This window comes from Coleofasciculus sp. H7-2 (assembly GCF_042747725.1).
GTDB lineage: Bacteria > Cyanobacteriota > Cyanobacteriia > Cyanobacteriales > FACHB-T130 > FACHB-T130.
On the sequence record NZ_JBHZGO010000031.1, the window covers coordinates 1 to 21,147 of the forward strand.

23 protein-coding genes and 2 pseudogenes are annotated in these 21,147 nt (G+C 47.3%); 14 read left to right on the forward strand and 11 right to left on the reverse strand.

From position 1 onward, the window contains the following. Positions 1-446: pseudogene (locus ACFW2W_RS07915) on the forward strand (photosystem II q(b) protein); the annotation flags it as partial. A 143-nt stretch (positions 447-589) separates the two neighbouring features. After that, entirely contained in the window at positions 590-1,201 is a 612-nt protein-coding gene (recR, locus tag ACFW2W_RS07920; RefSeq protein WP_378175767.1) for a recombination mediator RecR, read from the forward strand. Between the two features lie 464 nt (positions 1,202-1,665). Here the strand turns inward: recR and ACFW2W_RS07925 are convergent, their stop codons facing one another. From ACFW2W_RS07925 to ACFW2W_RS07935, 3 genes and pseudogenes are all read right to left on the reverse strand, one after another. Beyond that, the gene (locus tag ACFW2W_RS07925) at positions 1,666-2,238 is read right to left on the reverse strand and encodes a response regulator (RefSeq protein ID WP_378175771.1); all 573 of its coding nucleotides are present in this window, start codon (positions 2,236-2,238) and stop codon (positions 1,666-1,668) included. A 141-nt stretch (positions 2,239-2,379) separates the two neighbouring features. Beyond that, positions 2,380-2,718, reverse strand: a pseudogene (locus ACFW2W_RS07930) (PleD family two-component system response regulator); the annotation flags it as partial. Positions 2,719-2,864: 146 nt separating this feature from the next. Next, positions 2,865-3,479 carry a PleD family two-component system response regulator gene (locus tag ACFW2W_RS07935; RefSeq protein WP_378175692.1) on the reverse strand — a complete coding sequence of 205 codons (615 nt, stop codon included), beginning with the start codon at positions 3,477-3,479 and terminating at the stop codon, positions 2,865-2,867. Positions 3,480-4,223: 744 nt separating this feature from the next. Here ACFW2W_RS07935 and lipA point away from each other — a divergent pair. Both lipA and ACFW2W_RS07945 read left to right on the forward strand, forming a co-directional pair. After that, positions 4,224-5,156, forward strand: coding sequence for a lipoyl synthase (gene lipA, locus ACFW2W_RS07940; RefSeq protein ID WP_378175695.1), 933 nt, complete (start codon positions 4,224-4,226; stop codon positions 5,154-5,156). A 207-nt stretch (positions 5,157-5,363) separates the two neighbouring features. Next, positions 5,364-5,507 carry a photosystem I protein PsaX gene (locus ACFW2W_RS07945; protein ID WP_190411226.1) on the forward strand — a complete coding sequence of 48 codons (144 nt, stop codon included), beginning with the start codon at positions 5,364-5,366 and terminating at the stop codon, positions 5,505-5,507. Between the two features lie 121 nt (positions 5,508-5,628). Here ACFW2W_RS07945 and ACFW2W_RS07950 read toward each other — a convergent pair whose 3' ends face one another. Continuing rightward, positions 5,629-6,495: a branched-chain amino acid ABC transporter permease gene (locus tag ACFW2W_RS07950; RefSeq protein WP_378175698.1), complete on the reverse strand. Its 867-nt coding sequence runs from the start codon at positions 6,493-6,495 to the stop codon at positions 5,629-5,631. Between the two features lie 68 nt (positions 6,496-6,563). Here ACFW2W_RS07950 and ACFW2W_RS07955 point away from each other — a divergent pair, with 68 nt between their 5' ends. The 6 genes from ACFW2W_RS07955 (at position 6,564) to ACFW2W_RS07980 (ending at position 11,429) form a co-directional block, all read left to right on the forward strand. Beyond that, complete coding sequence (locus ACFW2W_RS07955; RefSeq protein ID WP_378175701.1) at positions 6,564-6,758, forward strand: heavy-metal-associated domain-containing protein; 195 nt, start codon at positions 6,564-6,566, stop codon at positions 6,756-6,758. Between the two features lie 35 nt (positions 6,759-6,793). Beyond that, complete coding sequence (locus tag ACFW2W_RS07960) at positions 6,794-6,964, forward strand: hypothetical protein (protein ID WP_378175703.1); 171 nt, start codon at positions 6,794-6,796, stop codon at positions 6,962-6,964. A 27-nt stretch (positions 6,965-6,991) separates the two neighbouring features. After that, positions 6,992-7,228 (forward strand): hypothetical protein, encoded by a 237-nt coding sequence (locus ACFW2W_RS07965; RefSeq protein ID WP_378175706.1) that lies wholly within the window; start codon positions 6,992-6,994, stop codon positions 7,226-7,228. Between the two features lie 474 nt (positions 7,229-7,702). After that, positions 7,703-9,955 (forward strand): heavy metal translocating P-type ATPase, encoded by a 2,253-nt coding sequence (locus ACFW2W_RS07970; protein WP_378175709.1) that lies wholly within the window; start codon positions 7,703-7,705, stop codon positions 9,953-9,955. 21 nt (positions 9,956-9,976) lie between these two features. After that, on the forward strand, positions 9,977-10,513 hold the full coding sequence (locus ACFW2W_RS07975; protein WP_378175714.1) for a cupredoxin domain-containing protein: 537 nt from the start codon (positions 9,977-9,979) through the stop codon (positions 10,511-10,513). A 4-nt stretch (positions 10,514-10,517) separates the two neighbouring features. Then, the gene (locus ACFW2W_RS07980) at positions 10,518-11,429 is read left to right on the forward strand and encodes a hypothetical protein (RefSeq protein WP_378175774.1); all 912 of its coding nucleotides are present in this window, start codon (positions 10,518-10,520) and stop codon (positions 11,427-11,429) included. A 228-nt stretch (positions 11,430-11,657) separates the two neighbouring features. Here the strand turns inward: ACFW2W_RS07980 and ACFW2W_RS07985 are convergent, their stop codons facing one another. After that, complete coding sequence (locus tag ACFW2W_RS07985) at positions 11,658-12,548, reverse strand: carbohydrate ABC transporter permease (protein WP_378175717.1); 891 nt, start codon at positions 12,546-12,548, stop codon at positions 11,658-11,660. 97 nt (positions 12,549-12,645) lie between these two features. Here ACFW2W_RS07985 and ACFW2W_RS07990 point away from each other — a divergent pair, with 97 nt between their 5' ends. Both ACFW2W_RS07990 and purN read left to right on the forward strand, forming a co-directional pair. After that, the gene (locus ACFW2W_RS07990; protein ID WP_378175720.1) at positions 12,646-13,407 is read left to right on the forward strand and encodes a type IV pilin-like G/H family protein; all 762 of its coding nucleotides are present in this window, start codon (positions 12,646-12,648) and stop codon (positions 13,405-13,407) included. Between the two features lie 7 nt (positions 13,408-13,414). Next, on the forward strand, positions 13,415-14,071 hold the full coding sequence (gene purN, locus ACFW2W_RS07995) for a phosphoribosylglycinamide formyltransferase (RefSeq protein ID WP_378175723.1): 657 nt from the start codon (positions 13,415-13,417) through the stop codon (positions 14,069-14,071). 180 nt (positions 14,072-14,251) lie between these two features. Here the strand turns inward: purN and ACFW2W_RS08000 are convergent, their stop codons facing one another. The 6 genes from ACFW2W_RS08000 to psb34 all read right to left on the reverse strand — a co-directional run bounded on the left by ACFW2W_RS08000 (position 14,252) and on the right by psb34 (position 17,263). Beyond that, the gene (locus tag ACFW2W_RS08000; RefSeq protein WP_378175725.1) at positions 14,252-14,839 is read right to left on the reverse strand and encodes a CPBP family intramembrane glutamic endopeptidase; all 588 of its coding nucleotides are present in this window, start codon (positions 14,837-14,839) and stop codon (positions 14,252-14,254) included. A 46-nt stretch (positions 14,840-14,885) separates the two neighbouring features. Beyond that, positions 14,886-15,950 (reverse strand): DUF3326 domain-containing protein, encoded by a 1,065-nt coding sequence (locus ACFW2W_RS08005; protein ID WP_378175728.1) that lies wholly within the window; start codon positions 15,948-15,950, stop codon positions 14,886-14,888. Then, positions 15,947-16,135 carry a hypothetical protein gene (locus tag ACFW2W_RS08010; protein WP_190439363.1) on the reverse strand — a complete coding sequence of 63 codons (189 nt, stop codon included), beginning with the start codon at positions 16,133-16,135 and terminating at the stop codon, positions 15,947-15,949. Before ACFW2W_RS08010 ends, ACFW2W_RS08005 begins: the two co-directional genes overlap by 4 nt. Before the next feature lie 100 nt (positions 16,136-16,235). Then, positions 16,236-16,559, reverse strand: coding sequence for a 2Fe-2S iron-sulfur cluster-binding protein (locus tag ACFW2W_RS08015; protein ID WP_378175731.1), 324 nt, complete (start codon positions 16,557-16,559; stop codon positions 16,236-16,238). 163 nt (positions 16,560-16,722) lie between these two features. Then, positions 16,723-16,959, reverse strand: a complete 237-nt coding sequence (locus tag ACFW2W_RS08020; RefSeq protein ID WP_378175734.1) for a hypothetical protein — start codon at positions 16,957-16,959, stop codon at positions 16,723-16,725. 133 nt (positions 16,960-17,092) lie between these two features. After that, positions 17,093-17,263: a photosystem II assembly protein Psb34 gene (gene psb34, locus ACFW2W_RS08025; RefSeq protein ID WP_378175737.1), complete on the reverse strand. Its 171-nt coding sequence runs from the start codon at positions 17,261-17,263 to the stop codon at positions 17,093-17,095. A gap of 1,188 nt (positions 17,264-18,451) precedes the next feature. Between psb34 and hpsE the strand changes: the two genes are divergently transcribed. Continuing rightward, on the forward strand, positions 18,452-19,501 hold the full coding sequence (gene hpsE, locus ACFW2W_RS08030; protein ID WP_378175740.1) for a hormogonium polysaccharide biosynthesis glycosyltransferase HpsE: 1,050 nt from the start codon (positions 18,452-18,454) through the stop codon (positions 19,499-19,501). A gap of 10 nt (positions 19,502-19,511) precedes the next feature. Continuing rightward, on the forward strand, positions 19,512-21,062 hold the full coding sequence (locus ACFW2W_RS08035; RefSeq protein ID WP_378175743.1) for an alkaline phosphatase family protein: 1,551 nt from the start codon (positions 19,512-19,514) through the stop codon (positions 21,060-21,062). Positions 21,063-21,147: the final 85 nt, after the last annotated feature.

Genomic DNA, 21,147 nt, shown 5'->3' on the forward strand with positions numbered 1-21,147 from the left:
CCATGCACGGTTCCTTGGTAACATCCTCCTTGGTGCGTGAAACCACCGAAACCGAATCACAGAACTACGGTTACAAATTCGGTCAAGAAGAAGAAACCTACAACATCGTTGCCGCCCACGGCTACTTCGGTCGGTTGATCTTCCAATATGCTTCCTTCAACAACAGCCGTTCCTTGCACTTCTTGTTGGGTGCATGGCCCGTCATCGGCATCTGGTTCACCTCGTTAGGGATCAGCACGATGGCATTCAACCTGAATGGTTTTAACTTCAACCAGTCAGTGATTGACAGCCAAGGTCGGGTGATCAACACTTGGGCAGACGTGATCAACCGCGCCAACCTGGGTATGGAAGTGATGCACGAGCGCAATGCTCACAACTTCCCCCTGGATTTGGCAGCAGGTGAGTCGACTCCAGTTGCTCTAGTTGCTCCAAGCATTAATGGTTAATTGCTAGAGACACGAAATATCGCGTCTCTACTGAATCAAAAGCGCCTTCCGCAAGGGGGCGCTTTTTTATTGGGAACCGCAGATAGAGCCAGATTGTATCATCCAATCTATCGGCGGTTTACGATAAATATGGAAGCATACAGATTGGAGATAGGACAACGGTTTACACACGGCCCTTAGCTCGTCTCATCGAGCAACTGCAACGTTTGCCGGGAGTTGGCCCGAAAACTGCTCAACGTCTGGCATTGCATATTATTAAGCGATCGCCCGAAGAAGTAGAAGCACTAGCTCAAGCTTTAGTTGAGGCAAAAAAGCAAGTCGGTTTATGTCAGGTGTGCTTTCACCTCTCAGCTGAACCTGTCTGCGATATTTGCCGCAACTCCAACCGCGACAACAGCACTCTCTGTGTGGTGGAAGATTCCCGTGATGTGATTGCGCTAGAAAAAACCCGCGAGTATAGCGGCAAGTATCACGTCTTGGGAGGCATCATTTCGCCGATGGATGGAATTGGCCCCGACCAACTGAATATTCAACCGCTGGTGCGGCGAGTCAGTCAGCAAAAAATTAAAGAAGTGATTTTGGCAATTAGTCCCAGTGTGGAGGGTGAGACAACGACCTTGTACGTCGGTCAATTGCTGAAGCCGTTTACCAAGGTGACGCGGATTGCCTTTGGTTTACCGATGGGCGGCGATTTAGAGTATGCCGATGAGGTGACGCTAGCACGAGCCTTAGAAGGGCGCAGAGAGTTGGATTAGGCAAGTAAAACCCCTTCAATTCCCTTCTTAACCGGGAAAAGTAGAATTACCTCCTTCCCCGTTAAGAGCTACGGTGTCCACACAAGTCGGCAGACCTCTCCCCAAACCCCTCTCCGACGCCCAGAGGAGCTTTGAATATGGCTCACCTTCCCTCCTAGGGAAGGGGCTGTTCTTGCTCTTGTCTGGGAGCGCTCCCTTGCACACAGGAGTCACTTGTGTGTACACCGTAGCCGTTAAGAGGGGAAGCTTGGGGTAAGATTACTGACTGCAATTGATGTTTTTACTTTCCTTGAGATGCTCCCATAGGGAGAGTGATTCAGGATATTGATACTGACTAATCCTTACCCCTTTTTTAAAATTAATCAGCACTCTGATACTCATTGCTAATCGTAATAACGCTATTAGCAATGAATCATTAGCAGCCAGTAGATAATCTGGGTATTCAAGTCAATTAAATAGGGATTCTAGCTCAACTTCTGCTTGACGAAAGCCATAATCTGAGCCAATTGTTTTTTCAATGCCGGAATTTCAGCAACTTGTTCCTTCAATCCCTTAATTTCAGCCTGCATTGCCGCCATTTTTTCATTTAATGCTTTAATTTCAGCAGATGCAGCTGTCGAGTCAGCAACAACTGCGGCTGTCTGAGCAGAAGGTGTTCCGGCTTGTGGGCGTGGCAGTTTGGCTTTAGCTATTGCCGACTGGATTGCCTGATTTAAGTGCTTCTCATTGAAAGGCTTTTCTAGAAATTCAAAATACTCAAACGGTTCTGAGAGTTTCTCCATCACCTCTGCTTTTCGCCCAGAGATGACCACTAAGGGAATCATCTGGAGTTCGGGTGAAGCTTGAAGTTGCCCAAAGACTTCCCAACCGCTCATGCGAGGCAGAATCCAATCCAAAATAATTACATTCGGACGCTCTTGGCGGATGAGATTGAGTCCCTCTTCGCCATCTTTTGCTTCTAAAACTTGAAAGTTGCCCGGAGGCAACATTTCTGACAATGAAGCCCGAATCACTTTAGCATCATCAACGATCAAGATTTTTTGAGTTGCTCCCGCTTTCTGAGCGGCGGGAGTCGTTGGGGTTCCTTTACCGGCTGGTGCTGCTTTTTGGGCAGCAGGCGCGGCAGCTTGCCGCCGGGGCAGTTTCGCCTTAGCCATTGCTGATTTCATCGCCTGAATCAGCGTCTTCTGCTCCAGCGGCTTGGCAACAAATTCAAAATACTCAAACGGTTCCGGAATTTTCTGTGTAACTTCTTCTTTACGCCCTGATGTCACCACTAAAGGAATCGTCTGGAGTTCCGGAGAGACTTGAATTTGTTGAAAGAATTCCCAGCTACTGGGTTGAGATGACAGGAAATCCAGCACGATCAAATTTGGGCGTTCTTTTCGGATTAAATTCAGTCCTTCTTGAGAGTTTTTTGCTTCCAGAACTTCAAAATTGTTCTGGGGCAATAGCTTTCGGACTAGGCTCCGACTGGTGCTGCTGTCATCGATAACCAGGATCTTGTTACTTGGCATAACTAACTCCTAGGAGTGGTGACTGAGGGCATTTCATGAAACAAGAAACTCAACCGAAAGAACGCCCCAATTACCAGTCATCTGAGTCGGAAGATTGAATGGGGACAGGATCTAACGGGTGAGATGTATTCTATAAATGCTAGCGATTACTTCAGCTTTTGTTTAATAAATGTCACAATTTGAGCTAGCTGTTTCTTCAACCCCTCAACCTCACCAGGCATCGCTGCCATTGGAGCCAGCTGTTTCTTCAAGGCGTCAATCTCAGCTTGCATTTTGGCAATCTTGGCATTCAACTGCTGAATGTCTGCTGAAGCAACCCCTGAGTCTGGTGGGACTGTATCCTTGGCGACCGGCTGCGGTGTTGGCGGTACTACCACCGGGCGGTTTCTTGACTTTGCCATCGCTGCCTTGATAGCGGCAATCAGTTGCTTCTGATCAAAGGGCTTGGATATGAATTCAAAATGTTCAAAAGGTTCTGAGATTTTCTCAGTCACCTCTTCTTTCCGACCAGACATTAAAACTAGAGGAATTGACTGAAGTTCGGGCTTACTTTGAATCTGTTGAAACACCTCCCACCCGCTCATTTTGGGCAAGAGAAAATCTAACATAATCAAGTTCGGGTGTGACTGGTAGATCAGATTCATGCCTTCCAGACCGTCTTTTGCTTCTAAAATTTCAAAGTTACCCGGTGGTAACATATCTCGTACTGTATTTCTGATCACTCGACTGTCATCAATCACCAGAATTTTGTGACCTGCCACGACTGACTCCTTAGGGGGTAATTTAAAGAAAAACTAAAGTTGATTTGAGCCGACTGTTGCCTTGTCGCTAATTTCAGCAAGATGAGCGGCTAGCAGAAAACTGTCTCGCGTTCATACCAATCAGGATAATTTGCAATGTGTAGTACAAGTGTGTCTGCGCTACAGAACTATGATTTCTATAACCGATTACGGTAAACCAAGGCTAGCGCCGTAATGGGGATTATCATGAGTGCGTGGCGTGCAGCAACACAATTGCTTGCCCGATCTCCTCACTCTTCGATCGTCTTGACATACATAAACATAAAGCCAAAAAGCCAGCAGCGTGCCTAATTCTAGATTAATCCGGTCTGACCGGAAAGGGAAAAAAACTAAGGCAGAATCAGAGTTAGAGTCGAATGCTTTAAGATTTGTATCATAGGACTGACTCATTGCCCAACGACCCTAGGGGCTTTTTTTGTGTTGTGCCCGTACCGGCTATACAGACAAAGCCGGACTAAAGCAGGCTTTGTAGCGGTTCTCAGTTGAGTGCAATATACACTCGGAACCTCACCCCCAACCCCTCTTTGTGAACGGAGAGGGGGGAATATTGAACCCAGTTCACGGGGAGGGGCAGGGGTGGGGTTAAACCATACTGCATCCAATAGAGAATTGCTATAGAAATTGTTGTAAGCCCTTGATACGGGTACGTCGGCTGCGTAAGTTCTGTATTATACGGATGCTCATTCTGGTAGCCCAGACAAAAACATGAATTTGCCTACCGAAACGAATGCTCGACAAATTCAGCCTGATGTACAAGCGTGGAGGTCAGAAATTGAGGCGCTACCGCCTTGGTTGCGACGCCCTATCGGGAAAGCCAGCGACATCTCGACGGTGCAGCGAATTATTAAGCAGCGGCAAATTCATACGATTTGCGAAGAGGGGCGCTGTCCGAACCGGGGAGAGTGCTATGCCCAGAAGACAGCAACGTTTCTGCTGATGGGGCAAATTTGTACCCGCGCCTGTGCTTTTTGTCAAGTGGATAAAGGGCACGCACCGATGCCTTTAGATCCGGAAGAACCGCAAAAGGTGGCCCAGGCGGTGCAGTTGCTTTCTTTGCGCTACGTGGTGCTGACTTCGGTGGCGAGAGATGATTTGCCGGATGGGGGGGCGGGTTGGTTTGCGGCGACGATGGCAGCGGTAAGACAGCTGAACCCGGAAACTCTGATTGAGGTGTTGACGCCAGATTTTTGGGGGGGTAAGGATGCACAGCAGAAACAACGCCAGCGGATTGAGATGGTGGTGAAGGCGAAACCCGTTTGTTATAACCACAATATTGAGACGGTGGGACGGCTGCAAGGACGGGTGCGACGGGGGGCGCAGTATGAGCGATCGCTTGACGTTCTCCGGATTGTGAAAGAACTTGACTCCACAATTGCCACGAAATCCGGCTTGATGCTGGGACACGGAGAAACTGAAGCCGAAGTGATTGAGGCGATGGCGGATTTGCGGAATGCTGGATGCGATCGCATCACCCTCGGTCAGTATATGCGCCCTTCTCTAGAACATCTGCCAGTACAAAAATACTGGACGCCAGAAGAATTTGAGCATCTGGGAGCGATCGCCCGGAAAATGGGCTTCGCTCACGTCCGTTCCGGTCCCCTCGTCCGCAGTTCGTACCACGCGGGAGAGAGTGCTTGAAGGCAACAGAGCCGGGTAGCAGAGGCACAGAGGAGCTGGGGAGGAGAAAAGAAATTTTCTATCCATCGTGCATGGGTAAAGCGCCCATGCACGTCTACGCTCCTTTCAGGAAGACTGCGGTAAATGAAAATATTTCTATCGAGCCGTGCTAATTGTGACAGCTCTTTGGTATTTCTTGATAAAGTCCCAAATTAGGAGCGTATGCTTATGACTGCACAAGCCAAGAAACCCAAAGGTTCTCTTACCCAAACGAGTAAGCCTCCCTATCCTTTTCGCACTATCGTTTCGCTGATCCTCTTAGCTGGTAACTTCCTGGTTGCAGCGATTTATTTCCACATCATCAACCCGTAATCCATCCCTAAGAAAACTGAATCTACAGTTTTGAGGTTAGGGCTAATAGCAACGATGAAGGCAGAAGGCAGAAGGATGGATTGCGTCTTGATTTATCCTTCATCCTTCATCCTTCATCCTTTTAAAGGGTGCCCTTGAACAAGCCTTGAGGGCGGACAAGCAGAATTAAGACCATAATCAAGAGGGCAACACCCTGCTTGTATTCAGACCCCAGGAAGGGGACGCTAACTTCTTGGGCGATACCAATTACCAACGCACCAGCGATCGCGCCGTAGGGGTTGCCAATACCGCCGAGAATCACCGACGCAAACATCGGCAAAATCAAAAACCAGCCCATGTTGGGGCGTATGCCCGTAATCAGCCCGTACATGGCTCCTCCCAGGGACGTAAAAACGCCGGTAATTAGCCAAGTCCAAATCACCACGCGCTCAACGTTAATGCCTGAGACGCGAGCCAGATCGATATCATCCGCAACCGCTCTCATTGCCTTGCCGATTTTGGTGTTCTGCAACAGGAAGTGCAGCCCCAACATTGCCAGGACGGCTAAAACCATGACAACGATCCGGTAATAAGCTACGTTAACTCCCAGGATGTTGAGGGCGGAGGCAATGGGCAAATTGTAGCGCTGGTTGCCCCCTCCCCAAATGAAAATGATGCCATTGCGGAGAAACAAGGCAAGTCCAATCGAGATGATGATCAGGGTGGTTGGGGAGGCACGGCGATCGCGCATTGGTTTCCAGAGCAGCTGTTCGCTCAGTAGCATCGCCGCCACCGTTCCCCCCGCGCCCAGAATCATTGACAGCCAAATATTCACTCCACTGGTATTCGCTAACCAGGTAAGATACGCGCCCAAGGTCATAAAATCGCCATGAGCAAAGTTGGAAAGGCGCAAAATTCCATAAGTCAGCGTTAGACCGATTGCCGCCAGCGCAATGATGCAACCCACGGCGATGCCATTCACAATTAGTTGAGCAGTTTGTATGTCCATTCCCTTGACTCTCCAGTTGACTGGAGATTTTATAATAGCGATCGAAACAATAATCCTGAATTTACACTATGACACTACAACTGAAAGTTCCCAGCATGGCTTGTTCTGCCTGTGTAGACACGATTTCCAAGGCAGTTGCAAGCCTCGATCCCACCGCGAAGGTAGAGGCTGATCCCAAAACCAAGCTCGTTCAAGTGGAAACAGAACAGCCAGCAGAAAAAGTCAGGGAAGCGATCGCTAACGCTGGATATCCCGTCGCCTAGCGATAAGATTATCGCAAAGGTTAGGGGAAAATTGGATGCAGCAGTTGAGCAGAAAATTAACGCTCGTCTTCGCCGCTGGCGCTTTGGGAGGACTGGCAAATAGCCTCGCCGTCTGGCTATTTGGAGTTCTGGGCATTACTGCTGCCTTGGGGGTCAAAATTGCGCCGGATTTGACCCCAGATTGGCTGTATCCTCGCATCGTTTGAGGTGGTTTATGGGGATTTTTATTTGTCTTGCCGTTTCGGCGCTACCCCTATTGGTTGCGGGGAATTGTCTATAGTCTTGCGCCGACACTGGCGCAATTACTGATTGTATTTCCAGTGAAAGCGAATCAGGGCTTGCTGGGGTTAAAGCTGGGAGTTTTAACCCCAGTGTTTGTATTATTTTTTAATGCCATTTGGGGCATAACTGCGGCTTTTTGGCTGAAGTTTATCGAAGAAAAGCGGATTTCAACAAATAGCTACGAATAAGGCAATTCTATTTAAGTGGTGAGCCAGCCCTTCAGATCCCCGACTTCGTAAGAGTTGCACTCTTGATCTCGCTTTCACGAACACATTGTTTTTCTGGTGGATGTGAACTAAGGTGCCGTTGGGAGCGATCGCTCTACATTCCCAGCCAGCGTAACAATGGCTCTATGCAAAGCTTTAATCAGGACTTACGCAACATCACCACATCTGGGGGCAACCACAAGGGATTGCCCCTACAAAACGCTATATGTATAAGCTTTGCGTAAGTCCTGTTTAATTCTGCAATTAGCTTGTCACGATTCATTGGTGCCTTATTCTAAACGGATGGGGGTGGCGAGGAGCGGAATTATCTCTGCATATGCTCTCACGCGATCGCTCTTTTCAGAACTAATATGGCACACAAGATTTTTTCTCTACCCCCTTGACTCTCCAGTCAACTAGAGAGATTAACCTAAAATCATTGAGCTAGAGAAAGTTATGGAAACACATTCTCTTAAGTTACAAGGTATGAGTTGTGCGGCTTGCGCCGGTGCGATAGAAAAAGCGATTCGCAATGTTTCAGGCGTCGTTGAGTGTAACGTTAACTTCGGCATGGAACAGGCGACTGTCAAGTACGAGCCTCAGCAAACCAGTTTAGAGGAAATTCAGCAGGCTGTCACCGACGCCGGATATGCAGCCGCGCCAGTTCGAGAATTAGGAAGCAAAGAAGATGATACCGAGGCATCCACTCGCCGCCAAGAACGGCAAGAGTTAGTGCGGAAAGTGCTATTCAGCGCCGCTATCAGTATTGTGCTGGTGGCGGGGTCAATTCCGGCAATGACTGGATTGCACATCCCCTTGATTCCGGCATGGTTGCATAATTCTTGGGTGCAGCTAGTGTTGACAACGCCAGTTTTATTTTGGTGCGGTCAATCCTTTTTCACAGGTGCTTGGAAAGCCTTGAAGCGTCACGCGGCTGATATGAATACGCTGATTGCGCTGGGTACAGGTGCGGCGTATTTGTACTCGCTGTTTGTGACTGTATTCCCAGGATTCTTGGGGGGAATTACAGATGTTTATTACGAAACAGCGGCGGTTGTGATTACTTTAATTTTGCTAGGACGGTTTTTAGAAAATCGTGCCAAAGGGCAAACGTCGGAGGCGATTCGCAAATTGATGGGTTTGCAAGCGAAAACGGCGCGTTTGATCCGCAATGGACAGGAAATCGATGTTCCTGTTGAAGCCGTTCAAGTTGGCGATGTGGTTTTAGTGCGTCCTGGCGAACAAATCCCCGTGGATGGGGAAGTGGTAGAAGGCACGTCTACTGTCGATGAAGCGATGGTGACGGGTGAAAGCTTGCCAGTGAAGAAACAGCCGGGGGATGAAGTTATTGGGGCGACGATTAATAAAACTGGCAGTTTTCAGTTTCAGGCGACCAGAGTTGGACGGGATACAGTCTTGGCTCAAATTGTCCGACTGGTGCAACAAGCGCAAGGTGCCAAAGCCCCAATTCAGCGATTGGCGGATCAAATAACGGGGTGGTTTGTGCCAGTGGTCATTGCCATTGCGATCGCTACTTTCATTATCTGGTTCGACGTGATGGGCAATCTAACAATGGCCCTGATGACAATGGTGGGAGTGCTAATTATTGCTTGTCCCTGTGCTTTGGGTTTAGCCACGCCGACTTCTGTGATGGTGGGAACCGGAAAAGGTGCGGAAAACGGCATCTTAATTAAAGGTGCTGACAGTCTGGAAGTGGCGCATAAAATTCAAACGATTGTGTTGGATAAAACGGGTACTTTGACGCAGGGAAAACCCACTGTTACCGACTACATAACGATGGTGGGAACTGTCCACAGCAATGAGATAACACTATTAAGGTTAGCAGCAGCAGTTGAACGCAATTCCGAACATCCCTTGGCTGAAGCGGTTGTTAGGTATGCCCAATCTCAGGAAGTGCAGTTTCCATTACCAGAGGCGAAAAATTTTGAAGCGATCGCGGGTAGTGGCGTTCAAGGGATTGTATCAGACCGACGGGTGCAAATCGGCACTCAGCGTTGGATGGATGAATTAGGAATTGAAACGCTACCTTTGCAAGGACAAAAAGTTGCTTGGGAATCTGCCGGGAAAACTGCCGTCTGGATTGCTGTAGATGGAGAAATGCAGGGATTGATTGGCATTGCCGATGCCCTCAAACCCTCTTCAGCAGGCGTTGTGCGATCGCTACGCCGGATGGGTTTAGAAGTGGTGATGCTAACGGGGGATAATCGCAAAACAGCAGACGCGATCGCGCAAGAAGTTGGCATCACGCGAGTGTTTGCGGAAGTCCGTCCCGACCAAAAAGCCGCTAAAGTTCAGGAACTGCAAGCCGAAGGCAAAGTGGTAGCAATGGTGGGCGATGGCATCAACGACGCCCCAGCGCTGGCACAAGCCGACGTGGGGATAGCGATTGGCACCGGAACCGATGTAGCGATCGCTGCTAGCGATATCACCCTCATTTCTGGCGACTTGCAAGGCATTGTGACTGCGATTCAATTAAGTCGCGCCACGATGCAGAATATTCGCCAAAATCTCTTCTTTGCCTTTATTTACAACGTCGCTGGAATTCCGATTGCTGCTGGTATTTTATTCCCAATTTTCGGTTGGTTACTGAACCCGATGATTGCGGGTGCAGCGATGGCATTCAGTTCGGTTTCTGTCGTTACTAACGCTTTGCGCTTGCGGAACTTTCAGCCGCGAGTCAATTTCTAACCGCATAGGGTAGGAGGAAATATGGTAACTCGAAAAAAGGTTTGGAATAATTTTATCGGTTTGTGGGTCTTGCTCTCTGTTTTCTCAGTAGCACCAGCAAAAGCCACTTCAGCCGACGCACCGATGCCGACAAATCAATTCCGTCAAATTGAGCAACCTTTTGAGCTAAAACTAGGCATTACTTTAGGCGGATTAGCTTTAATTGGCTTAGAACTTTGGTGGTTTCTGCTGAGTCAAACTCAAGCTCAACAAGCTACAACAAATCAAGGGATTCAGGAACTTACCATCCAAGTAGATGGCGGTTATGAACCAAATCGAGTAGTGGTGAAAGCAGGGCAACCTGTGCGGCTCAATTTTTTCCGAAAAGATCCCAGTAGTTGTCTGGAAAAAATCATTTTACCGGATTTTCACATTGCTCAAGATTTGGATTTGAATCGGATGACATCTGTAGAATTTACGCCAAAAACACCAGGCGAATATCCCTTTACCTGTGGAATGAATATGGCTAGAGGGGTGCTGGAAGTAAAAGCAGCCGTTACAGCAAATCAAGAGGAGTGAAATGATGAAAAATCAGTCAATGTTTTTGGTTTTTGTTGGTTTATTGGCAGGAAGCGCGATCGCTACAAGTGCAGTTACTCATACGATGAAAATGAAGGATGGAGAGATGATGCAAGCGACCCCTACAAACACCACGAATAACGCCCATACGGGGCATCATACGGCTGGCACCGAGCCTCATGGGGGGCATCACATGGGGCACGAATCGATGCCTGAAACTGAGGCAGCACAAGCAAAGCTGACGATTCAAGGAACGATTACCCCAAACAAAGCCGTTTCTTTAGCGATTGATATTCAAGACAAATCCGGGAAAGCGATCGCTAAGTTTGACACTTTTCAAGAAAAACTGATGCACTTGATTGTTGTCAGTGACGATCTCCACTTTTTCAGCCATCTTCATCCCACCTACAAGGAGAATGGGCGTTTTGAAGTCGAAGCAAGTTTTCCCCAACCGGGTAATTACACTCTTTTGAGTGACTACAAACCAGCGGGTCAAAAGGAACAAGTCTCGGCGGTAAAAACACAGGTTACTGGTAAAATTTCAGCTGCGCCAGCAGTCGATCTAAATCGGTTCAAGACTTTCGGAAACACAAAAGTGAATCTCGTACTTTCTGAACCAACCCTCAAAGTAGGAAAACCAGTCACATTGACGTTTGATCTGCGAGACGCTTCTAACACTCAACCCGTCAAAGACTTGCAACCCTACTTAGGAGAAAAAGGTCATCTAGTCATTCTACGACAGTCACCAACCTTAACAGCCGCAGATTACATTCACGCCCATGCAATGAAAGATACTCCTGACGGTCAGGTACTTTTCCATACCCAGTTTCCCGAACCAGGAAAATATAAACTCTGGGGTCAGTTTAACCGCAACGGTAAGATTATTACCACTGATTTCTGGGTACAAGTTCTCTAACAGAATGGATTCATCTCATTGAGCATATCTATAGCAATCCTAATTCCACTTGTGACACCCTTCTTTCTCTCTTCTTCTCTTCCCTCTGCGTCCTCGGCGTCCTCGGCGGTTCGTTAAAAACAACACTTCTGGAATTTCACCTTAGATTGCTATAGCCTTGCTCATCAAACTTAGACAAGCTTACCTCATAGAAAATGGCTAACTTGATATAGATGATAAACACAATTCCTAAGCATCTTCCCCCCACGTTCTTAGCTGTAGATAAACTAACACCAACGTTACCGCCAGCAACACAGTTGCCGCCGCTGCTGCATAACCAAAATCAAATTGGGCAAACGCTTGGTCGTAGATATAATAAACCAGCAAATTAGTCGAGTTCAACGGCCCGCCGCCGGTAATGACATAAACTTGCTCAAAACTCCGCAGGGTAAAAATAGCCGTAGTGACGGTGGCAAAGATTAGAGTAGGGCTTAATCCTGGTAAGGTAATGTACCAAAATTGCTGCCAGGAATTGGCACCATCTAGTTCTGCCGCTTCATAGCGACTGGAGGGAATTGCCTGCAAACCTGCCAAAAACACCACCATATTGAAACCCAGTTGCTTCCAAATGCTTAACAAAATCAGCACTGGCATCGCCCAAAACGTGCTAGATAGCCAGGAAATCGATTCAATTCCGATAAAATTTAGAAATGCGTTGATTGGCCCTTCGGTTTGAAACAACCAGCGAAACCCCAAACCCGCTGCCACGAGACTAACAATTGAGGGGATAAAATAGGCAGTTCGCAGGATTCCTCGCAGGGCAAAGGCACGATTTAATAGCACTGCTAAACCCAAGGGAATTACTAAACTAGGAATCACCGTGGCAATGGTGAAATAAGCGGTGTTACCGAGAACCTGCCAAAAGTCAGGACTAAGCATGAGACGCCAGTAGTTTCTCAATCCCACCAAGCGGACACCAGCAGCGGTAAAGCTACCCGTGGTAAAACTAAGGTAAAACAAATAAGCGATAGGCCACAGGAGAAAAATTCCCAGCAGAATTAAGGCGGGAGTCAGAAAAATCCAGGCAGCGATCGCATCATTATCTAATAGCTGCCTACGAGAAGAGTGCGTATTTTTCATGGAGCGATTGGCTTACACTTGAATGTTAGCGTCGTAGCGTTATTCTACCTGGCGGCACTGGTAAGATCCTGTTAATCTCCTGTTAGCAACTGATAACGTGAACATAACCGTATTCAAGCAACGCAGCCAACACCCTGGTTTCCGAATGCTTAGCGGATTGCTTGGGTTACTAGCTATCTATGGATGTAATGCAACCAATACACCTTCAGATTCTTCCTCTCCCAGCGCTGCTAAAGACAATTCAGGGGTAGATCGATGGGTGGGACAATGGCAAGTCAACAATCCATCATCCAGTCAGGCGGTGAAATTTGTATTGACGCCAGAAGGTAAATTATTTCTCCTCCCCCCTGAAACATCTTCTGAACCTCCGGTTGCTTATGAAATCCCGGTTCAAAAGCTTTCTGACTCACCTACTTTACCTCCCAATACTAAAATTGTTGATATTCAGGAAGCATTTAACAATCAAGCAACCAAGGCAAAACAATCTGAAGGGAAGACATACATCGGTGCGATGAACCGTGCCCAACAAGCTTATTACTTGGAAAATAAGAAATTTAGTACAACAATCGAGCAGTTAGGTATTGGGATTAAGCCAGAGACAGAGAGTTATAATTACCAAATTGTGCCTCAAGGTAATGGCACTCAGAGGGTGATGCATACTGCCAAAGCCAAGCGCCCCGAACTTAATAGCTACACGGGTGCTGTATTTGTTGTCACAACTAACGGTGAAAACATTACAAGGACGGCAATTTGCGAAACCGATAAACCCTCATCCACGCCGCCAGCAATACCGACGCCTCCCAAGGATACCACCGGGGAATTTAAGTGTCCTGTTGGTTCTCATTTACTACAACGTTAAAGACTGCATGATTAGCAATTCAGCACCACCTGACTCCACACATAGCTTAATTTCACCAATCGTTTCTCCCAGTCTTTTGAGCGATCGCCCTCCTTTGAAATTAGGTGTGATGGCGTCGGGAAACGGCAGTAATTTTGAGGCGGTGAGTCAAGCGATCGCGCATCAGCAACTCAATGCCGAAATAAAAGTTCTGATTTACAATAATCCGGGTGCAAAAGCCGCTACCCGCGCCGAAGGCTGGGGTGTCCCCACTGTTTTGCTGAATCACCGAGACTTTAACAGCCGCGAAGCGTTAGATCGAGAAATTGTGGAAACCTTGCAGCAGTATCAGGTGGAATGGGTAATTATGGCAGGTTGGATGCGCGTTGTCACTCAGGTTTTAGTGGATGCCTTCCCGGATCGAATGATTAACATTCACCCCAGTTTGTTACCGAGTTTTAAGGGAATTCGAGCGGTTGAACAAGCCCTGAATGCAGGTGTAAAAATAACTGGCTGTACCGTTCACCTGGTAAACGTAGAAGTTGATAGCGGCAAAATATTACTACAAGCGGCTGTCCCGATTCTGCCTGACGATACTTTAGAAACGCTACACGCCCGGATTCAAGTTCAGGAACACAAGATATTACCGCAGGCGATCGCTTTGGCAGCAGCGCGATCGCATTAATTAAGATAAAAGGTATAGAATTCCTATTTGATTTATGACAAGACGAACCGCAGAGGGCGCAGAGGGCGCAGAGAAGAGAGAAGAGAGAATTTTACAACTGCTGCAAGGATTGCTATATCACCAAGAATTCCTTACAGTTTCTTTTGTCTTTCTCAACGATCCATTCCCGATTCCCAAAATTCATAATTTTTTGATATCCAGCTTCCAAAGGCAGCTGGATATTAAATTCGTCGTAATGTGAGCCACAATTGGCACTAGCAAATTACCAGTCTCCAAGGCACTATATCCCAGCAGCAATCCCACAATGGTTGCCCACACTGCGTAAGACCATTGTTGAGGGCCACTCAGGTGTAGGATGCCAAAGCAAAAACTCGATCCGATTAGCCCAACCCAGTTTAATCCTACTGCTGGCAGCATTACACCCCGAAACAGCAATTCTTCACTTAAACCCGGCAAGAGTCCCAACCAGATAAAATCGGGCCACAATAAGGGTTTTAACACTAATTCCAGGTAGTAGTCGGCGCTGCGCTGATAGGCAGGCCATAGGCGATAGATGACGCTGCTAGCGCCCGTAATTCCTAGCCCAATTCCTACGCCCAAAAGTGACGCTTCTAGGGTCGGGCGCACGGGCATGACGGAAAACGAGCCGAAATGTAGCGACAGCTTGGCGATGACGAGCAACAAAATAGCTGTCACCCCCATCGCAATTAAAATTTGGGTGCGCGTCAAGGATTCGATTTCTGGATCGGTAGGAAGCTGTTTTGCCACTTCGGAAGGATGAAGGATGAAGGATGAAAGTAGAGGATTGTCCGCCTTACTGAATTCTGACTAGCGAAGACAGGGTTGGACTAAGGGCACCGGGACTAATACCAGCTCGATGGGCTACCAAGACACCAAGTGCTTCTAAATATGAGTTTACCCGCAATGCTTTAATTCCCAGCTGTTCTGGAGGAACTTGCATTTGAGTTTTATTTTCTTCGACGGCAATAATCTGCGATCGCGTCTGACTTAAACTCAGTATCGCACTGCCGCCACAAGCGGTTGCGGGTACGACGACGGCATCGACTCGATCTGCCCACACATCTCCAGGTAAGGTCGCACCGCCGTGCGTTTCTACAATAAACTGGGGGGCGCGACTCAGACCAACCAGAACGCAGGGTAAAAAAGTATAGCCTAATTCCTCGGCAGCTGAGCGGGGAGACAGGTGCGGATCGAGGGGTAGCGGTAAAAGAGCCGGGGCGTGGGCACAGGGGATTTGAAAGGTTCGCACGATCAGGTGACTAATCACGGCTTCAGCACCGGCAAGGGGATCAACTCCCTGCCCGTGTCGGTAACTTTCCAGCGCCTCGGTTTCGATATCATCGGGGAAACGGGCAACGACGGCGATCGCTTCTGCCCTCGCCTTGGTAATCAGTACCTCTGCTGCCCGTAATAAACTATGAGGATTTCCAATCGTCCCCCAACTGGCTCCCGATGCTGACGTTCTCAGTTCCACCCCTAGCGGGGCGTCTGTCACCACATAATCTGTGAGATTCAATCCCAGCGTGGCTCTAGTGGCATCTGCTGCCTGGAGATGCCGCAGCCGCAGTTCGGGTTCAATCCCCCGATCGAGAATTAAACCGACCCGGTTCTGATGCACGGGTCGCAGTCCCCAGCACCCAGATGCAAATTTGTCAAGTCCGTAGCCTTCCACGTAGAAAGCGTTGGGCAAATTCCAGTACAACTGGGCACCGTTGAGAACATTGGGGTGGGTAATCAGGATGTCGGAGATTTGCGCGATCGCTCTTGCCACTGGCAGCGCATCCCCCGCATATCCCCCAACTGCTGCCCCAACCCCAGTCGGGACAATTAATACAACCGTGTAAGGACGCCGATTCACTGAGCTGAATCAGATGCCACTGTGACGATTGCCTCAACATGGGCTTTCTGCTGCTCGACATCTACAGAAGCGATCGCCCAGCGCAAGGGTTCCCCCCGTTTTTCCAATTCTGCCTCAATGGCGGAGTGCAGCTGCACTGGCGATTCCTGAAGGTCAATTTCTGCGGTAATAAAGTGCGTCGTCATCTTAGTGGTTCTAGTACGGAATATTGAAATGCCAGCCTGCTCTCGTCAGGCTAAGTTTTGTGTAGTTGCGAGTTTACAAGGTCGGTATCACTATCAGAGGCTACTTCTGGAACTGCCCAAATTGCAACTCGTACAGTTCGTCTTCTTTCCCACTCTCAATCTTCAAATCGGAGCGGGGATAAGCGACGCAGAGCAATACATAGCCTTGTGCCTGAAGCTCTGGACTGACGCCCATGCCATCAGTCTGATCCACCTTGCCTTCTAGGATCTTAGCCGCACAGGTAGTACAAACTCCCGCATTGCAAGAACTGGGTAAGTCTAACCCAGCGGCATAGGCAGCCTGAAGGATCGCTTTATCCTCTGGCACTTCAAGGGTATGAGTGTTGCCTTGGTGGTAAATTTCAACTTTATGTGTCTTGGACATGAGCAGCAATGGCTAGAGGGAATGCTTCCCACAGAAACTAAACTTTCTCTATTGTTCCATGAATCAATTAGCTACTCACCCCGGTCAAACGACAATGCCTGGAAATGAGAAACCCCAGCTCGTGCAAAGCTGGGGTTGAAGAAATTTTCACGTTGTCTTTGTCTTAAAACGAGTAGAAAGTAAAGGCTCCAACAATTACTGTGAAGACAACAGCACTCAAGATGTTGTTGAAGAGTCGTCCTACTTCAGGATTATCTCCCAGCGCCGCATCGTTACGACCAGCGGGAAAGAACAGCGACCAAGCTTGATTAGCACTGATGGGCGCAAAGTTGTTGAAATCAGTATTAAACACAGTCGGCGCAAACTGATAGCGGGCATCAAAGTCAAAGTCACTCTTCATAACCGAACTCCTAAATGTCTGAAATAAGTGTCTGAAACCCAAGCTTATACATATAGCGTTTTTTCGGGTTCAATCCCCCTGTGGTTGCCCTTACTATGTGGTGATGTTGCGTAAGTCCTGTCATTGTTAAGGTTTAGCTGACACCCAATGCAGTCAGAACCAGCAGGGTGACAAACAAAATGGCGACTACGCCTTGAAAAGCGTAGCGACGCTGCTGCTCTGGTGAAGGGGATTCGGCAACATACACCGCAGGCTCAGCTGCATAGTTGTTGAGGATGCCTCGTTCGTCGGTGGTGTATCTCATGGTTGCTGGTTTTTTTGTAACTCTATATTAATTAATGTAACAGATTGTAAAAAATATGCAACGTTCTCAAGACTTTTTGCTATGAGTTCTCCTTTGAGCAGCGATAGAGGCTGCTTAACGATACGAAGGGTTCAAACAAAAATGCGCCGAAGTCGGCTCAGGCGTATAGGATTTTTTAAGTTGAACAGCACTTACGCAAAGCTTATACATATAGCGTTTTTTCGGGTTCAATCCCCCTGTGGTTGCGGTGGCAGATATGGTGATGTTGCATAAGTGCTGCTCCTGTTAAGGGTACGACAAGCGCACCCTTAACGTTTCAAGCTTAACCAAAGCCTATGATTCGCACCCCTATATCCAGGTGCCTGCTTCTTTCGCTTCCTTCTGCAAAGCGATCGCGCGATCGCTTTTAAGTCTAGTGGTGGATATTGCGCCTGTTGCCTATTAACTTCAATCAGCAGAAACTCAGGAATTACGCAAAGCTTATACATATAGCGTTTTGTAGGGGCAATCCCCCTGTGGTTGCCCTCAGATGTGGTGATGTGCGGCGAGTCCTGAACTGTAATTGCTCTACCTGTCGCCTAAGTGTTTCATCGCTATATAGCAGTCCTATTTTATTTGTGATGTAGAGACGCTTTTAGGCAAGCGTCTCTATCTTTTTTAGATGAACCGCGCAGGCTAAAGCGCTTTAGCCTGCGAGTTAGCAAAGTTTCACGTTAGCGCTAACGCTGCTAACCTACGGCGAATTTGAACGCAAGTGAAAAGTACTCTATTTGTACCTATCGGTCAGAGTAGAGGTTGTATTTTTGGAATAATGTTCTGTAAAACTCCGAGGAGATTAAAGTAGGAATAAAGTAAAACTAACTAATTTATAAAGATTTAGTGAAATTATTGAAAAAATCTTGTAAATAAAAACATAGTTGCTTAATATTGGCACAATCTCTAAAAACATTTCGTGAATAGACCTACTGAGAAGATATTCGGAATTTATAAAAAAGACTGAAAGCCTTTTTTATAACCAGGCAGTTATGGCTGCTGGCATTACCATAAGCTTTGGCGCGGTAGTTTCTATAGTTAGGGATCTGTAAAAATCGCTATCTCATTTTAAATATCAAAACAAAATTTAAAATTAGGTCATTGTTTCTGAGGGAAAGAAGATAACTGCGGCATAGCTTCATCATTTTTTTTTCGATGAAAAATCCTATATTTAGATCAAACATGACTTTAGATTTTACCGTTGCTATTCCAACTTACAATGGTGCAAGTCGTTTGCCAAAAGTTTTGGAAAGCTTGCGTTTGCAAGTTAATTCAGAACAAATTCGTTGGGAAATAATTGTTGTCGATAATAACAGCAATGACAACACCGCAGAAATTATTAGAGATTATCAAGCAAACTGGCTGTCTAATATTCCCCTTAGATATTGTTTTGAAAGGCGGCAAGGATTAGCTGCTGCTAGAGCCAGAGCAATTAGAGAAGCTAGAGGTAAATTCGTAGGTTTTATAGATGATGATAACTTACCTGATGCTGATTGGATTTCTGCTGCCTATTCATTTGGTCAATCGCATCCAAAAGCAGGTGCATACGGGGGGCAAGTTCACGGAGATTTTGAAGTCAATCCGCCTGAAAATTTTCAAAGAATACAATCTTTTTTGGCAATTAGGGAGCGGGGAGAAACACCTCATTTGTACGATCCGGATAATTTGAGTCTTCCTCCAGGCGCTGCATTAGTCGTGCGCCGAAAAGCTTGGTGTCAGAACGTTCCAAGCCGCTTGAGACTGAGTGGGAGAGTGAATGGATCGATGCTGGGAGGGGAAGATTATGAGGCGTTATTGTATATATATCGTGCAGGCTGGGAAATTTGGTATAACCCAGCTATGCATACTTATCATCAAATCCCCCAGTACCGACTAGAAAAAGATTATTTACTATCTCTCATTTGTGGCTCTAGCTTGTGTATTTGTTATCTTCGGATGCTGAATGTAGAAGATTGGAACAAGCCAATTATCTTTTCTAAAATTTTGCTAGGAAGCACGCTCAGAATGGTTCGGCATCTGATTAAGTATCGAGGACAAGTTAAAACTGATTTAATTGCCGCTTGTGAAATGCAGTTTTTTTGGAGTAGTTTCCTGAGTTCTTTTTATTATATTTTTATTAATTTAGCTGAACTATATTGTCAAATTTTAGCAACTAAAAAAGCTTTAAAGACTAACATATTTGAATACTATACCAATCTTAAGTGAGGAACCTGCCATGACTACTAAAAGCAAGATTCTCTTCATCGGGATTGATGCTGCGGATAAGGATTTGATTCTTCAATGGGCCAAAGCGGGTCTACTTCCTACTTTTCAATCTCTCTTGGAGAAGGGTGCTTGGGGAATCACTACAAACCCCGTCGGTCTTTACGTGGGAGCCATTTGGCCATCTTTTGCTACAGGGATTTCACCCGCTCGACACGGCTGCTACTCCTTCAGTCAACTGGCTCCAGGAACTTACCGAACTACGAGCTATAGTGTATTTGACCTCAAAGGCGAACTTTTCTGGGATGTTCTGAGTCGAGCTGGTCGCCGCGTGGCAATTCTCGATGTACCCAGAACTCCTCCGTCCGTTGACCTAAATGGCATTCAAATCGTTGATTGGGGAACTCATGACCCCGACTTACCCGATACTCTCTACACTTGGCCCCGTTCTTTGGCTGGAGAGGTGGAGGCACGGTTTGGTCGAGACCCGATTGGTTACTGCAACCGAGTCACACGTACTGCTGATGGACTCAAGAAATTTCGCGACGACTTAGTAACCAGAACCGAAAAGAAAGCAGAACTTTCCAGCTATTTTCTAGAGCAAGGTGGATGGGATTTGTTTATGACTGTCTTTGCGGAAAGTCACTGTGTTGGTCACCAATGTTGGAACCTCAACGATCCAACACACCCAAAACACAATCCAGCCATTGTTAATGCAATTGGCAATCCCATAAAGGATGTCTATATCGCTATTGACGCCGCGATTGGACGACTGTTGAACCAGGTAGATCCAGAAACCACAGTTTTCGTTCTTGCCAGTCATGGGATGGGACCTCACTACGACGGTACGTTCATGCTCGATGAGATCCTATGCCGTCTTGAGAAGGTCAAGCCACCCACCATGCGCCGTCAGGTTGCCAAGGTTTTAAATTCGTCTTGGGAACAGACTCCTGTGCTTCAGGGTTTCCTCAAACCGCTCCGAAAATACGTTTGGCAACCTTTACGAAATCGCTTCTGGAAAATTGACAAACCAGTGCGTGAAGCTTTGCAGGAGCCTGATGCGGCGGGTCGTAAATGTTTTACGCTTCCCAACAATGATGTGTATGGAGGGATTCGGGTTAATCTGGTGGGTCGCGAACCGAATGGTAAAATTCGACCGGGAGCTGAGTACGAGGCGTTTTGCCAAGAATTGACTCAAGACCTGATGGCTTTAGTCAATGTTGACACCGGAAAACCCTTAGTTCAGAAGGTTCTGCGTACAGCTGAGTGCTATCAAGGAGAATATCTTGACCATTTACCCGATCTAATGGTGGAGTGGAATCGGGAGGCACCTATATCTAGTGTTTATTCTCCTAAAACTGGGAAGATAGAGAAGGAATTTCAAGGCGTTCGCACTGGCGATCACAAAGCGGAAGGGATAATGTTTGCCATCGGACCATCGATTCAGCCAGGGAAGATAGAACAACCGATTTCCGTCATGGATTTTGCTCCGACAATCGCTTCTTTACTGGAAGTTCCTCTGCCTGAAGTTGATGGAAAAGCGATCGCGCTTTCTTCTGTTTAACCGCTTAGCGCTGCTACTGAGCCAAGTAGCAGCGCTCGTATTAGCATTGATAGCATCAGCTACAGCTTGTGGCGGCGGTAGCAAT

Bases quoted from the DNA above. Each gene is read 5' to 3' on its own strand.
- lipA (WP_378175695.1), top strand. From the start codon at position 4,224: ATGAATTTGCCTACCGAAACGAATGCTCGACAAATTCAGCCTGATGTA.
- ACFW2W_RS07970 (WP_378175709.1), top strand. From the start codon at position 7,703: ATGGAAACACATTCTCTTAAGTTACAAGGTATGAGTTGTGCGGCTTGC.
- ACFW2W_RS07975 (WP_378175714.1), top strand. From the start codon at position 9,977: ATGGTAACTCGAAAAAAGGTTTGGAATAATTTTATCGGTTTGTGGGTC.
- ACFW2W_RS08010 (WP_190439363.1), bottom strand. From the start codon at position 16,135: ATGACGACGCACTTTATTACCGCAGAAATTGACCTTCAGGAATCGCCA.
- psb34 (WP_378175737.1), bottom strand. From the start codon at position 17,263: ATGAGATACACCACCGACGAACGAGGCATCCTCAACAACTATGCAGCT.
- ACFW2W_RS07950 (WP_378175698.1), bottom strand. From the start codon at position 6,495: ATGGACATACAAACTGCTCAACTAATTGTGAATGGCATCGCCGTGGGT.
- purN (WP_378175723.1), top strand. From the start codon at position 13,415: ATGATTAGCAATTCAGCACCACCTGACTCCACACATAGCTTAATTTCA.
- hpsE (WP_378175740.1), top strand. From the start codon at position 18,452: ATGAAAAATCCTATATTTAGATCAAACATGACTTTAGATTTTACCGTT.
- ACFW2W_RS07945 (WP_190411226.1), top strand. From the start codon at position 5,364: ATGACTGCACAAGCCAAGAAACCCAAAGGTTCTCTTACCCAAACGAGT.
- ACFW2W_RS07960 (WP_378175703.1), top strand. From the start codon at position 6,794: ATGCAGCAGTTGAGCAGAAAATTAACGCTCGTCTTCGCCGCTGGCGCT.
- ACFW2W_RS07980 (WP_378175774.1), top strand. From the start codon at position 10,518: ATGAAAAATCAGTCAATGTTTTTGGTTTTTGTTGGTTTATTGGCAGGA.
- ACFW2W_RS08015 (WP_378175731.1), bottom strand. From the start codon at position 16,559: ATGTCCAAGACACATAAAGTTGAAATTTACCACCAAGGCAACACTCAT.
- ACFW2W_RS07955 (WP_378175701.1), top strand. From the start codon at position 6,564: ATGACACTACAACTGAAAGTTCCCAGCATGGCTTGTTCTGCCTGTGTA.
- ACFW2W_RS07985 (WP_378175717.1), bottom strand. From the start codon at position 12,548: ATGAAAAATACGCACTCTTCTCGTAGGCAGCTATTAGATAATGATGCG.
- ACFW2W_RS08035 (WP_378175743.1), top strand. From the start codon at position 19,512: ATGACTACTAAAAGCAAGATTCTCTTCATCGGGATTGATGCTGCGGAT.
- ACFW2W_RS08020 (WP_378175734.1), bottom strand. From the start codon at position 16,959: ATGAAGAGTGACTTTGACTTTGATGCCCGCTATCAGTTTGCGCCGACT.